Source organism: Lactobacillus sp. B4015, assembly GCF_026536055.1.
Taxonomy (GTDB): Bacteria; Bacillota; Bacilli; order Lactobacillales; family Lactobacillaceae; genus Lactobacillus; species Lactobacillus panisapium.
Genome location: NZ_JAFNOY010000005.1, coordinates 181,659 through 196,092 on the forward strand (window position 1 = coordinate 181,659; position 14,434 = coordinate 196,092).

Consider the following 14,434-nt stretch of genomic DNA (forward strand, 5'->3'; position numbering starts at 1 on the left):
TGGTGAATTAAGTAGTAGTTTTATACTAAACAGCCTAGTTTAAACTAGTTGTTGAAAATGACCGGTTCTCTAGAGCGGTTAAGAGGGCCCTAGCGGTGTCCAAACTAGTTAAAAGTGGAATATTTTGTTGAATTGCAGCTTGCCTAATGATAAAACCATCTGAATTTTTGGCAATGTCGTGCCCCATAGTATTAATGACTAAATCAATTTGTCCGGTCCGAAATTCTGCTAAAATATTATTTTCTTTCTGTTCGTGAATTTTGCTTACTTCAGTAACATATAGACCATTTTCTTTAAGAAAAGCTGCCGTTCCTCTAGTTGCAAATATTCGGTAGCCAATTTGGGCAAATCTTTTAGCGATTGGCAAAATTTCTTGCTTATCCCTATCCTCAATCGTTAATAACACATTACCACTGTCAGGAATTTGCATATTAGCACCAGAAAAGGCCTTGTACAGAGCTTTAGGGAAACTTAGGTCACTTCCCATTACTTCACCGGTTGATTTCATTTCGGGTCCAAGATAACTGTCAACATCGGACAGCTTACTAAACGAAAAGACTGGTGCCTTAACACTAATCATTTTTGGTTCTGGAGCTAACCCGTCTTCAAATCCTTGTTCACGTAAACTCTCACCCATAATTACTTTAGTTGCAACTTGGGCCATTTCAATACCAGTAATTTTACTTAAGAAAGGAACAGTTCGACTAGCTCGTGGGTTCACTTCAATGATATAAATCTCGCCGTCACGCTCAATTAACTGTAAGTTCATAATGCCATGGCAATTTAGTTTCAACGCTAATTTCTTAGTGACCGTGGCTATTTTTTGTTTGATTTCAGGAGTAAAAGTTTGCGCTGGATAAACAGCCATTGAGTCACCGGAGTGAACGCCCGCATGTTCAATATGTTCCATAATTCCGGGAATTAAAACCGTTTCACCATCACAGATAGCGTCGACGTCACATTCTTTACCATCAAGGTAATCGTCAACTAAAATCGGGTGACTAGCTGCTATATCCACGTGATTTTGTAAATAATCTTCTAGTTCGCTTTCAGTATAAACAATTTCCATTGCTTTACCACCAAGCACATAACTTGGTCTAACTAAAACAGGATATCCTAATTCTTTGGCGGCTTTAATAACGCCATCATGAGTGGTGGTAGTGATGCCTTGCGGTTGCTTAAGGTTTAGCTCTTTAACCACTTGATCAAACAGTTCCCGATCCTCTGCTCGATTCAGATCAGCTACCGTTGTTCCCAAAATCTTAATACCGTGATCTTCAAGCCCAGCCGCCAGATTGATGGAGGTTTGACCACCAAACTGGATAATTACCCCTTCGGGTTGCTCAAGATCACAAACATTTAAGACATCTTCTAGTGTTAGAGGTTCAAAATAAAGTTTGTCAGAAATTGAAAAATCGGTTGAAACTGTCTCAGGATTTGAATTAATTACAATCGCTTCATAACCCATTTTTTGAAGAGCTTTAACACAATGAACGGTTGCATAATCAAATTCTACACCCTGACCAATCCTGATTGGACCGGATCCAACAACTAAAACAGACTTCTTGCCGGTTTTTTCACTTTCATTTTCACCATCATAAGTTGAATAAAAGTATGGCGTTGTTGACTCAAATTCAGCTGCACAAGTATCAACCATTTTGTACACCGGAATAAGGTGATGCTTTTTACGCAAATTGCGGACATCATCTTCTGTTTGCCGCCATAATTTGGCAATCGTTGCATCACTAAAGCCGTATCGCTTAGCATTTTCTAACGTAGCAAAATCGCTCGGCTTAGCTGCGATTTCTTTTTCTAGCTCAACTATATGTTTAACAATATCTAAGAAATAGTAATTGATCTTGGTAAGTTCATGAACATCCGACATTGTATAGCCTCTTCTAAATGCCTCAGCAAGATAGAAAAGACGGTCATCCTGGACCTTTACCAGCTTGTTTTCAAGATCTTCATCACTAGCATGATGGGCCTGGGACGAATAAAAATCTTTTTGGTCAATTTCTAATGACCGAACCGCTTTTTGAAACGCTTCTTCGGCCGTGCGCCCAATTGCCATTACCTCACCGGTTGCCTTCATTTGAGTACCTAATTCACGGTCTGCCTTAGTAAATTTATCAAACGGAAAGCGTGGTATTTTGCATACTACGTAGTCAAGAGCAGGCTCAAATTCCGCAAAGGTAGTCCCAGTGACGGGGTTTTTAATTTCATCCAGAGTTAAGCCAACAGCAATTTTGGCAGCCATTTTAGCAATCGGATAACCAGTGGCTTTTGAAGCTAGGGCTGACGAACGAGAAACACGGGGATTAACTTCGATAACATCATAATTAAAACTGTTGGGATCAAGAGCGAGTTGGACATTGCATCCCCCTTCAATTTTCAGCGCCCTAATCAAGCGTAAGGAGCAGTCCCGCAACATTTGATATTCTTTATCAGATAAGGTTTGCGATGGTGAAAAAACAATCGAGTCACCAGTATGCACGCCAACAGGATCAAAGTTTTCCATACAGCAAACAATCATGGCATTATCATCATGGTCACGCATTACCTCAAACTCAATTTCTTTATAACCAGCAATTGAACGCTCGATTAAGCACTCTGTCACCGGCGAAAGCTCTAAACCATTTTTGGCAACACTGGCTAATTCTTCGCGGTCGTTACAAATACCGCCACCCGTTCCGCCCATTGTAAAAGCGGGACGAACAATAATTGGGTAACCAATTTCATCACCAAACTCTAAGGCTTCCTGAACCGTCTTTACACTTTTAGATGGCGGTACTGGCTCACCCAGTTTTTGACAAAGCTCTTTAAATTTTTCCCTGTCTTCTGCTTGCTCAATTGACTCAAGTTTAGTTCCTAATAATTCAATATTGAGTTCCGTCAAAATACCGCTTTTAGCTAAGGACAAGGCCATATTTAACCCCACTTGTCCGCCTAAAGTTGGCAGAATTGCATCGGGGTATTCTTGACGAATGATGCGGGAAACTGAATCAACTGTCAACGGCTCTAAATAAACCTTATCGGCAATTGTCGTATCAGTCATGATCGTGGCAGGATTCGAATTGACCAAAACCACTTCATACCCCTCTTCACGCAATGCTAAGCAAGCTTGCGTTCCTGAATAATCAAATTCGGCAGCCTGGCCAATAATAATCGGGCCAGACCCAATAACCATAATTTTTTTAATATCAGTTCGTTTAGGCATGATTTTCAGTTTCCTTTCTTTGATCAATCATCTGCATAAAGTAGTCAAAAATACCTTCCTCATCGTGTGGTCCAGGTGTACTGTCTGGGTGAAATTGTACTGAAAAGGCTGGATACTTTTTATGGCGCAAACCTTCAACGGTGCCGTCATTAACTTCAACATGCGTAATCATCAGGTTATCGGGATCAATTGATTCGCGCGCAACAGCATAGCCATGATTTTGGGAAGTAAAGCCAATATTACCGGTTGCGATTTCCCTTACTGGATGGTTAAAACCACGGTGACCGAATTTCATTTTATAAGTTTTAGCACCATTGGCTAAAGCAAAGACTTGGTGACCCATACAAATGCCCATCAAAGGAATTTGTTTTTCCACCTTGCGAACCATTTCAGCCGCAGCGCTCATTTCTAAGGGGTCGCCCGGTCCATTCGATAGTAAAACACCGTCTGGCTTTAATGCTAGAATCTTTTCTGCCGAAACAGTATAAGGCAAAACAACGCAGTTACAATCACGTTTTCCTAATTCACGTAAAATACTATTTTTTAGTCCAAAATCGACCACCACAATGTTGCGCTTTGATCCTGGTACGGGATAAGATTTTGAAGTTGAAACGCGGTCAATCACTCCTTTAGTGACATTTAATTGCTGCAACTGTTCAGCAATCTCTTTTGCTTCAGCTTTATCAGAGCAAATTTGACCACGCATGGTGCCGTACATTCGTAGCTTTTTAACTAAAGCGCGCGTATCAATTCCTTGAATTCCAGGAATATTCAAGCTTTTCAGAAATTTAGGCAAAGTTGTTTGCATCCGCCAATTATCGGGATAACGTGCTACTTGGTGACAGATAACCCCCTTAATTCCGGGCTCCAATGATTCGTAATCTGCTAAGGTAATACCATAATTACCAATTAGCGGATTAGTAAAAACCAGAATTTGATCTGCATACGACTGGTCCGTAATCGCTTCTTGATAACCAGTCATTCCAGTTGTAAAAACAACTTCACCTTTGGTTTCACGCGCACTGCCAAAACCTTCACCCTCATAAATACTGCCATCTTCTAAAATTAAATACCTCATTTAATTTCCTTTCTTTTGGAAGACAATTTCACCTGCCACCATTGTCAGTTCAGTTTGTCCGTATACTGAGTCACCAGTAAAAGGTGTATTTTTACCCTTTGATAAATAATCCTGTTCCTTTATTTGCTCTTCATGCGCTAAGTCAAAAATTGCTAGATCAGCTGGCTGACCAAGCGCTATTTTACCCGCGCGTTGTAAGTTAAAAGCGGCTGCAGGTTTAGTAGTAAGCCAACTCAGTAATTGCGTTAAAGTAAAAATCCCGGGTTTAACAAAATGTGTATACAGTTCGCTAAAGGCAGTTTCACTTCCCGTAATGCCAAAAGCCGCTTTTGCAAATCCGCCCTGTTTATCTTTTGCTGTGTGTGGTGCATGGTCAGTAGCAATCATGTCAATTGTGCCATCAAGTAAACCCGTAATTAAGGCCTGTTGGTCAGTCTTAGATCTTAGTGGTGGATTCATCTTATATTGTCCTTGGTTAGCGATAATATCTTGGTCAGCTAATAACAAATGATGCGGTGTTACTTCACAAGTCACATGAATACCCTTTTGCTTAGCAATTCTGACCAGTTCAACACTAGTTGCGGTTGAAACATGACAAATGTGGTAGTGGACACCCGTTTTTTGCGCTAGTAATAAATCACGGGCAATTTGGGTAGTTTCAGCTAATTCAGTGACTGGTCGTAATTCAAACTCATCCGCTTTGGTTCCTTCATTGATCACACCAAAGTTAAACAAAGAATCATCTTGAGCATGTTCTGCAATAACCAGATCATTTTCTTGTGCTTTTTGCATTGCCAAATACATTGTCTGGGCTTCTTGAACACCTTTACCATCATTGCTAAGAGCAAAACAACCTGCTTGTTTCAAACTATGATAATCGGGTAGTTTAGTTCCTTGCTCATCGACTGTAATTGGGCCGTATTGCAAGATATTTACTTGGCCATTATTCTGATTATTTTTGACCATTTTACTCATTAATTCGGCAGTGTTGGGAACCGGTACAACATTAGGCATTGCTCCCACCGTAGTAAAACCACCTCGAGCAGCCGCTAGCGACCCGGTTTGAACATTTTCCTTAGCGGTTTGTCCTGGATCACGATAATGAACATGCATATCCACCAAGCCAGGGCTTACTAACTTGGCACTGGCATTTATTTCATGATCGGCTTGCAAATTAGTACCGATCGCACTAATTACACCATTTTCAATTAATAAATCTCCTTGCTCAATCTGATCCCCTAAAAATAGCTGACCGTTTTTAATTACCGTCGCCATTATGAAAGTCCTCCTAATTTGCGTCCACGAAGAACTGCCTCAATCATCGCCATTCGCATAAACACACCATTTTCCATTTGACGAACAAAGCGTGACTTGGGGGCCTCAACCAAGTCCCCTGCAAGTTCAACATCATGATTAATTGGACCCGGATGCATAATGATGGCGTCATCCTTCATGGCCTGATAGCGCTCTTGATTAATGCCATATTCTGCATGATACTTTTTAGCATCAAATTGCGACTCATTAGGGTCACCCGCATGGCGTTCATGTTGAACACGCAAAAGCATCATGACATCCATTTCTCTAACCAAATCATCAAGTTTCTTAAATTGACCATAACGATCATATTCTTTGTCATACCAGTATTCAGGGCCGGAAAAGTAAACTTTAGCTCCGAGCTTAGTAAGAAGTTCCATGTCACTTTTAGCAACCCGAGAATTAGTAATGTCACCGACAATTGCGACCTTTAAATCTTTAAAATGGCCAAATTGTTCATAAATCGTCATCATGTCCAGCATGCATTGTGATGGGTGCTGACCGCTGCCATCACCAGCATTAATTACCCCAATAGCCAAATGGTGACCTTGACCTGGATTAATCAGCTTTTCATAATATTCATTTTCAGAATGTCTGATTACTTCAATATCAATCCCGAGAGCCTGCATGATCAGCGAAGTATCATATAATGTTTCGCCTTTTTTAGTAGAACTGTGAGATGGGTCAAAGGGAATTACGGTTAGGCCCAAACGTCTTTCTGCCATTTCAAAACTGGTATGAGTTCGACTAGAATTTTCGAAAAACATGTTAGTAACATAAACTGGTTTAGTAAGGTGCGGGCTCGCACCACCATTTTTGAAGTATTGTGCACGGGCAATTAAGGCCTCTACTTCTTCGACACTTAAATTTTCCACACTGACAAATGAAGGTAAGGTAACTAAGTTAGTTGTTTTCATTGTTTAAAACTCTTTCTTTTGTAAAAAAATAAACCTGAAGCATTAATCTCGCTCCAGGCTTATCAAAAGGATTTTTTCGGTGCAACAATGTGCATGACGAAAGAAACTCAAACCCTTCTGACCCTCTCTGGAGCCAATTAAATGGTTGAATTAATTAAAAGTATTAATCATGATAACGGTTTTAATTCGACGCTATCTTTTTGGTCGATTTCTTCAACGTGAACAGCAACTTGCTCATGCGATGACGTTGGGATATTTTTGCCGACAAAGTCAGCACGAATCGGCAATTCACGGTGACCACGATCAACCAAAACGGCGACTGCAATTGAACTTGGCCGGCCAGCATCCATGATGGCGTCCATCGCAGCCCGAATAGTGCGGCCAGTAAAGAGCACATCGTCAACTAACACAACATGCTTGTTAGAAACATCAACGCCCAAGTCCGCGTTATTGACAACTGGATCTTGCTTAAGCGAAGCATCATGGCGATCATCACGGTAAAGCGTAATATCAAGTTGGCCAATTGGGACATCTACACCTTCAAGCTTTTGAATGCGATCATGAATTCTTTGTGCCAGATAAACACCACGCGTTTTGATGCCGACTAAAACTAAATCCTCAGTTCCCTTATTATGTTCAATAATTTCATAAGTAATTCGCGTTAAGGCCCGCTTCATTGCGAGTGCATCCCAAATTTCTTTTGCCATTTTCTTCTCCTCTTACTTCTTCGCCCATGAAAAAAGCACCTAATCTGCTTGAGACTAGGTGCTTCCTAAAAAGTCAATACTTAATTGAGCTTGCCTTGCTAGCCTCACGGGACTAATTTAAAAGACATTAATCTAGTTAAATATACGAGATGTTGGGCAAGTTGTCAATATAAAAATCGTTTATTTGTAAAATATATTATTTAGCCTGGATAGTAGACACTAACTTGATTGAAATCAAGAAAAAATCTTAATTTAAAAAAGGAGCAGAAACTAAGATAGAAAACCCAGATAAGAAACATAACTGGCTTTTTAAAATTTGGACCTTTTAATTCTTGCAGTTTCATCCTTTGACAAAATAAATAACCCAAAGCATCATTGCAGAAACTATAAGAGTGACCGCCGCGGCAACCCCTTTAAATTTCGTGCTAGTCGTTTTGTTAGCCAAGAATTCACTGCCAAATGCTGTTATGAAAACAAATAAAACAAAAAATGGCGCCAGCCAGCCTGGTTTAAAATCACTCTTAAACGAACCACCTACGCTAGTCAACACAGCTAATATAAAAAAAGTCAGAGTTACAGAATAATCTTTTATTGCTTTTTGCATTGTGTCTCCCCTTTACTTTAATTAAAACCAATTATCTTTTGTAATGATCTTTTAGCAAAAATGTCTTATACACTGTTAACTAGCTACTTTCCAAGCTTATTTAATTTCAATTGACTTCTAACTAAAGTATTTCAAAAAAGACCATGCCTAAAACTAAGATCGGCCAATCAATGTCAGGAATTTTTTTTTTCAGAAACAAGAGGTCAAGCGCGGCAAAGATAATCATAATAAGCCCAATAACTCTTTCCCATTTCTGCAAAGAAGATAGGCGTGCGCCGACTTCATGAGGATAAAATTTTTTAACCACTTTTTGGCTAAAAGACAGAGCGAAGAAAATTACTCCAAGCCCAACCCAAAAAAGCAGGTAAAATAGCCCTTGTTTTGAGTTAAAATCAGAATAATTAACTATTCCAACAAAAACTGCAAAAAAAGCGGTAATTCTCATTATCTGCTTGCCCGTAAACTTAGAAGTTAACATCTCTTTTTACCTTAAACCTTTTTAATCCTTTTCACCGTTAGTAATAATTTGTTTGTAAAAATCGATCACTTTAAAATGCCAAGTAAAAAAATCATTTCCAAAGAGAAAAGGCAGGCTCAGCAGGAAAAAGTGCAAATAGCAACCCAGTATCAAGTGTTATTAACAGAACTGTCTCATTATCTAGCATAAAACAAAATAATGATATTGCGACCAGCACTAACCCCATGCCACGCTCGAATTTTTGATTAGCGGATAATTGCGCATTTTTTTCGGGTACTTTTGCAACAATCTTGGGAATAAATGAACATGCCAAGATTAAAAGCTCAATCATTAAAAATGTTATCAGATATGTTGAACGGAAATTAGAACTTGCATGATAATATCCAAATAAACCTATTAAAAATTGGACAGCTGCCATTAGCCACATTCTGACTTTACTAGTTAATTTCAACTCAAACATGATTACTTTGCGCCGCCTTTAATTTCAATTACTAAAAACAAAAATTAAATAGTATTTTTATTATTTAATAATATTATAATAAAGCTAGAAAGTAAAGCTGCCTATTAAATAAAAAGCGCAAGCTTCCCTAGCGGATTTTGCGTTTTCCTGATCTAATTAAATTCTACTTGACCAACTAAGTCATTAATATCAGCAACACCTAATTTTTCAAGTATTACAGGCAAATCTTGCGCAATGTGCGGACAGATAAGGGCATCCTTAAAGTGTGCACTGCCAACAGCTACTGCATTTGCTCCAGCTAGCATAAACTCAACTACATCTTGAGCACTTTCAATTCCACCCATGCCAATAATCGGCAAGTCCGTTACTTGGCGAACCTGATTAATTTGATACAAAGCAATTGGCTTAACACCCGCACCAGAATAGCCGCCAATATTATTACCAAGACGCGGTTTGCGGGTTTCAATATTGATCCTCATTCCAGTAACGGTGTTAATCATGGATAAGCCATCTGCACCACCCGCTTCGGCAGCCTTAGCAATTTCGGTCACGCTCGTGACATTAGGCGTCAGTTTAATGTAAATTGGCACATCCACGACTGCCTTAATCGCTGCTGTTAACTCCTCAATTAAAGCTGGTTGAACGCCAAAGGTCATTCCGCCTTCAGCCACATTTGGACAGGAAAAATTAATTTCTAAGGCATTTACTTTGCCCGAATCTGCTAATTTACGGGCAACTTCAATATAGCCTGCCTTACTTTCGCCACCAACACTAGCCATTAATGGCAATTCGGGATATTGCTTTTTAATTGGCGGCAACTTAGCCGTAATTACTTCATCGACTCCAGGATTAGTAAGTCCCACAGAGTTTAGAACACCCTCATCGAGAACCGCTATTTGTGGCTGTGGGTTACCAATTCGTGCTTCAGGTGTTGTGGTTTTAATGACTAACACACCTAATTCGTTTAAATCAAACTTTTTCGCCGCAGGCACATCACCGAACCCAAAAGTGCCACTGGCCGGCATAAGTGGATTTTTCATCGTTAGTCCAGGTAAATTAACGCTAATTTTTGTCATCTTTTCCTCCAAAAAATGAATGCTCTCCGTCATTACAATTATTTTGGGGTCTATTTTACACGTTTTCTCATTTTTTAAAAGCAAAATTTTTGTTGTATTTTGCCTATCCCGGTGGTAAGCTCTTAATTAACGAACTTTAAACGGTACAGAGAGACCGCAAGTTAAACACGACTTAAATGAGAAAAAAGTCTATTTTGATGCACTCTCGTACCATAATAGGCTTTTTTGCTTGTGGAGGTTTTATGAAAAAAGCAGTATTTGTAGCTTTGGACTATGACAATTTATCTGATGTTCAACAATTGTTAAAACAGTTGGGCGCGCCCAAAGAAACTTATTTAAAAGTGGGAATGGAACTCTTTTATCACTCTGGCTCTGAATTCGTTTCTGAACTAGTTCAGAAAGGTTATCATATTTTTTTAGATTTAAAGTTGCACGATATCCCTAATACCGTATATGGAGCAGCTAAACAATTGGCCCAGCTAGGGATTGATTGCACAACGATTCACGCTCTTGGTGGTAGTGCAATGATTGCAGCAGCAAAGAAAGGCTTAATTGAAGGTACAAAAGCTGGCAATGAAGTGCCCAAGCTTTTAGCAGTAACTGAATTAACCTCGATTTCAGACCAAATTTTAGCAGACGAGCAAAACTGTTCATTACCCATGACCGAGCAAGTCGTTAGCCTTGCAAAAACCGCAAAAAATTCTGGAGCAGATGGCGTTATCTGCTCACCGCTGGAAGTTAGCAATCTGCGTAGTCAAGTTGGAGAAGACTTTCTCTACATAACTCCGGGAATCCGGTTAGCAGAAAATCAAAATGGTGATCAAAAACGCGTCGCGACACCCCAAAAAGCTAAAGAATACGGCTCAAGTGCAATTGTAGTTGGCCGTCCGATTACGCAGGCTCAGGAACCAGCTATTGTCTATGAAAAAATTAAGAAGGAGTTTAATTAAATGTTTCAAGAACAAATCATTAATAAACTAGTTGAACAGAAAATCATTACAATTTCCCCAAGCAAACCATATACCTATGCCAGTGGAATGCTTTCACCAATCTATACTGATTTACGGTTAACAGTCTCATACCCCGATTTACGGGACTGGATTGCTACCGATCTTGCCGACTTAATTAAAAAGAATTATCCAGATGTCACAATTATTGGTGGTGTAGCAACCGCTGGAATCCCTCATGCGGCTTGGGTTGCAGCTAAATTAGCGCTACCAATGATTTATGTTCGTCCTGAACCCAAAGATCATGGTAAGGGTAGACAAATTGAGGGGCGATTTAGTGCCAACGATAAAATTGTTTTAATAGATGATTTAATCACGACTGGTGGTTCCGTCTTAAATGCTGTCAAAGCTACTAAAAATGAAGGCGGCAATGTTATCGGTGTTGCTTCTATTTTTACTTATTATTTAAAAGATACTAAGCAAAACTTTGCCAAAGCTGGTGTTAATTTCAGTCCCTTATTAACTTATCCTGAACTATTAAAAAAAGAGCAAGAAATGAATTATATCAGTGTTAAGGAATATGAAGCATTAAAAACCTGGCACGAAGACCCGTGGGCATGGGGTGAAAAATTTAATAACTAAAAAAATTTAATAACTAAAATAAAAACCGATTACCAATATCAGTTGGTGATCGGATTTTTATTAATGATTGTTAATAGCATTATTGAGCCGTTTACGGTAACGGAAATATACCAAGAGCATGAGTGGCAGTAAAATCAATTGAATAGGGTAAAAGTACTTTACAGGTAAGATATCATTGACAAAGCCCATGATAATTGGGCCAAAGGACATCCCAACATCCAGTCCAAGATAAAATGTACTACTTGCCAGCCCCTGCTCACTGATCGGAGCTAATAGTAACGCGGTCGACTGTAAGATTGAGTAAATGACACCGTACCCAATAGCCATAAACGCCGCTGCCAACGCCATGATCCAGTTATTTTTCATCACAGATAGCAACATAATGTAAATAAAAGTAGAAGCTAAACTAATCCAGAACCAGACCCCAAAAGGCACAGTATCAAATAAGTTCTTTAGCACAACCCTAATTAAAAGGAGTACAAGCGCATAGATTAAAAAGAAGGAACTGACAGCAACATGCAAATGTCTTTCTTCAGCATATGTAACCAAATCAGCTTGGGTGGCAAAATAAGGAAAAGCAAACAAAGTGGTTAACAGTGCGATTGGTAATACATTTTTCTGAATAATTTTAAGGTGGTGTGATAAATCTTGTTTTTTGACATGCTTTCGCGGGTTCGCCCGATTACCAACAAATTGAATCATAATCACCATTAAAAATGACGAGAAAGCTGATGCAATTATAGCTTCCCGGTAACCAATCTTTTGATAGATATTAATTGCTAAAGCTGGTGCAACTGCCATTGCCAACGCATTCATCAGACCATAAAAGCCCATAGCCTGACCGACATATTGCCGCGGAACTAAAAATGCTAACCAAGTAGTCATACAAACGGTGCATAATACAAAACCGGTTCCATTAATAATGCGAAACAGTAATAGCCAGCCGCTAGCCGGTGCAAAAACATAGCCAATGACACCGATCATAATCAAAATTCCACCAATAAAGGAAAGCTGATATTTTGAAAATTTATCAGTTAAATTACCGGCAATAGGCCGCAAAAACATTGCTGCAATACTCATAATACCAACAATAATACCGGCAAATGCACTGCTTGCACCTAAACTTTTGGCATAACCGTTGATTAATGGGTTAACGAACATCGTGCTAAACATAAAGAAAAACGATGCTACCATCACTAATATAACATCCTTAGTATAAATTGATTTTCCCTTAGCCATTTTCTCCTCACTATCTCTAAAAAATAGTTAATATTAATATTCTAGCACTTCTATGGCTTATAAGTAACAGATGCTAACTAAATAGGCGGTTCGTTTTTGCTAATATAAGTGGCTTAATGAGTATAGTTCTACAATTCTTTTAGAAAATTGGTCTACCTCATAAAACACAAAAACACTGAATCAATTAGATCCAGTGTTTTATTATTTTATATTTACCAGTAAGAAAGTTGTTGGTTTTCTTAATTAGTAACCCATGTATCTGTTTCTTTCCCAATCAGAAACAGTTTCAGCATATTGCGACCATTCAAGTTCTTTAGAGCTTGTAAAACTTTGAGTTAAGTGCTTTCCAAGAGCATCTTGAATTAACTTGTCTTCCTTAAAAGCTTTAAGAGCATTGTGCAAAGTTGAAGGCAATGGCTTAATTCCCATCTTATTTCTCTGCTCTTCGCTAACATCAAATAAGTTGCAGTTGATTGGATCCATTGGCATTTCTTCTCTCTTAATACCATCAAGTCCTGCAGCAAGACATGCGGCCAATAATAAGTATGGGTTAGCCGTCGGGTCAGCTGAACGCATTTCCAATCTGGTGTTAACCTCTTCAGCCGAAGGTACGCGAACCATTGGTGAACGATTCTTTGAAGCCCAAGAAATATATACAGGTGCTTCATAGCCAGGAATCAATCTCTTGTATGAGTTGACTGTTGGGTTAGCTACAGCAGTGATTGCACGTGCATGATTTAAGATACCATTTAAAAAGTAGAGCGCTGTATTAGACAAGTGGAATTTATTATTCTTGTCGTAAAAAGCATTTTTACCATTTTTGAATAACGACATATTCGTGTGCATTCCGTTACCAGCTTGCCCCTGTAATGGTTTAGCCATGAATGTAGCGAATAGTCCATGCTTTTTGGCAATTTCACGGACAACCATTTTAAAGGTTTGAACCCGGTCGGCTGTGGTCAGTGCGTCATCAAACTTAAAGTCGATTTCCTGTTGACCGTCGCCAACTTCATGGTGCGCTGCTTCAACTTCAAACCCAATACTTTCCAAAGTTTCAACGATATCACGCCTACAACTAGCACTTTCATCATTAGAAGTAAGATCAAAGTATGAAGCGTGATCAGGAACCTTTGTGGTCCAGTTCCCATTTTCATCAAGCTTAAGTAAATGAAATTCAGCTTCAAAACCAATATCAAACGCGGAAAAGCCCATATCCTTCATTTGTTCAACAATCCGCTTCAAATTGTTCCGCGGATCTCCTGCAAATGGCTTACCATCTGTCATATGAACAGAACAAATTAAGCAGCCAATCTTACCCCCCTGGCTATCTGTCCAAGGTAATACTGACCAAGTTGAGAAATCTGGATATAAAACCATATCGCTTTCTTCTAAGCGAACAAAACCATCAATTGAAGAGCCGTCAAACCGAACATCATTGGTGAGAACCTTTTCCAGTTGACTATTAGGCACCTCAACTGCCTTGAGTGTCCCATTAATGTCAGTAAAAGTTAGTCGAATAAAACGAACATCGTCATTAGCGACGCTTTTTCTTATATCATCTGCTGTAATTTTCTTTGTCATGCTTTTCCACCTAAAAAATATAAACAACTTGTAATTGGTATAGCCTAGACAAGTACTCAACTCCCTGCCTAAAACTTGATTATTACATTAGCAAAACATTAAATAAAAGTCAAAGTGGTCTAACCACTTTTTGCTAATCTTTACCAAAGTTTTACTTTAATTAAAGCCCTTTTC

13 protein-coding genes are annotated in these 14,434 nt (G+C 39.0%); 2 read left to right on the forward strand and 11 right to left on the reverse strand.

Translation table 11 applies throughout. The features are described 5' to 3' along the window. Positions 1 to 34: 34 nt before the first annotated feature. From carB to J3U71_RS06730, 9 genes are all read right to left on the reverse strand, one after another. On the reverse strand, positions 35 to 3,217 hold the full coding sequence (carB, locus tag J3U71_RS06690) for a carbamoyl-phosphate synthase large subunit (RefSeq protein WP_267393290.1): 3,183 nt from the start codon (positions 3,215 to 3,217) through the stop codon (positions 35 to 37). Continuing rightward, positions 3,210 to 4,295: a carbamoyl phosphate synthase small subunit gene (locus J3U71_RS06695; RefSeq protein WP_267393292.1), complete on the reverse strand. Its 1,086-nt coding sequence runs from the start codon at positions 4,293 to 4,295 to the stop codon at positions 3,210 to 3,212. Before J3U71_RS06695 ends, carB begins: the two co-directional genes overlap by 8 nt. After that, on the reverse strand, positions 4,296 to 5,570 hold the full coding sequence (locus J3U71_RS06700) for a dihydroorotase (RefSeq protein WP_267393294.1): 1,275 nt from the start codon (positions 5,568 to 5,570) through the stop codon (positions 4,296 to 4,298). Further along, positions 5,570 to 6,526 (reverse strand): aspartate carbamoyltransferase catalytic subunit, encoded by a 957-nt coding sequence (locus tag J3U71_RS06705; RefSeq protein ID WP_220219902.1) that lies wholly within the window; start codon positions 6,524 to 6,526, stop codon positions 5,570 to 5,572. Before J3U71_RS06705 ends, J3U71_RS06700 begins: the two co-directional genes overlap by 1 nt. Positions 6,527 to 6,693: 167 nt before the next feature. Continuing rightward, a complete protein-coding gene (pyrR, locus tag J3U71_RS06710) occupies positions 6,694 to 7,233 on the reverse strand; it encodes a bifunctional pyr operon transcriptional regulator/uracil phosphoribosyltransferase PyrR (RefSeq protein ID WP_103751839.1) in 540 nt (179 codons plus the stop codon). 340 nt (positions 7,234 to 7,573) lie between these two features. After that, on the reverse strand, positions 7,574 to 7,837 hold the full coding sequence (locus J3U71_RS06715; protein WP_267393296.1) for a hypothetical protein: 264 nt from the start codon (positions 7,835 to 7,837) through the stop codon (positions 7,574 to 7,576). Positions 7,838 to 7,958: 121 nt separating this feature from the next. Beyond that, positions 7,959 to 8,315 carry a hypothetical protein gene (locus tag J3U71_RS06720; protein ID WP_267393298.1) on the reverse strand — a complete coding sequence of 119 codons (357 nt, stop codon included), beginning with the start codon at positions 8,313 to 8,315 and terminating at the stop codon, positions 7,959 to 7,961. A 91-nt stretch (positions 8,316 to 8,406) separates the two neighbouring features. After that, complete coding sequence (locus J3U71_RS06725) at positions 8,407 to 8,775, reverse strand: hypothetical protein (protein WP_267393300.1); 369 nt, start codon at positions 8,773 to 8,775, stop codon at positions 8,407 to 8,409. Between the two features lie 152 nt (positions 8,776 to 8,927). After that, entirely contained in the window at positions 8,928 to 9,851 is a 924-nt protein-coding gene (locus J3U71_RS06730; RefSeq protein ID WP_267393302.1) for a dihydroorotate dehydrogenase, read from the reverse strand. A 242-nt stretch (positions 9,852 to 10,093) separates the two neighbouring features. Here J3U71_RS06730 and pyrF point away from each other — a divergent pair, with 242 nt between their 5' ends. Both pyrF and pyrE read left to right on the forward strand, forming a co-directional pair. Next, a complete protein-coding gene (pyrF, locus tag J3U71_RS06735; RefSeq protein WP_267393304.1) occupies positions 10,094 to 10,801 on the forward strand; it encodes an orotidine-5'-phosphate decarboxylase in 708 nt (235 codons plus the stop codon). After that, complete coding sequence (pyrE, locus tag J3U71_RS06740) at positions 10,802 to 11,440, forward strand: orotate phosphoribosyltransferase (protein WP_267393306.1); 639 nt, start codon at positions 10,802 to 10,804, stop codon at positions 11,438 to 11,440. It begins immediately after the preceding gene. Positions 11,441 to 11,500: 60 nt separating this feature from the next. Here the strand turns inward: pyrE and J3U71_RS06745 are convergent, their stop codons facing one another. Next, positions 11,501 to 12,679, reverse strand: coding sequence for an MFS transporter (locus J3U71_RS06745; protein ID WP_267393308.1), 1,179 nt, complete (start codon positions 12,677 to 12,679; stop codon positions 11,501 to 11,503). Between the two features lie 243 nt (positions 12,680 to 12,922). After that, a complete protein-coding gene (gene glnA / locus J3U71_RS06750; protein ID WP_267393310.1) occupies positions 12,923 to 14,260 on the reverse strand; it encodes a type I glutamate--ammonia ligase in 1,338 nt (445 codons plus the stop codon). Positions 14,261 to 14,434: the final 174 nt, after the last annotated feature.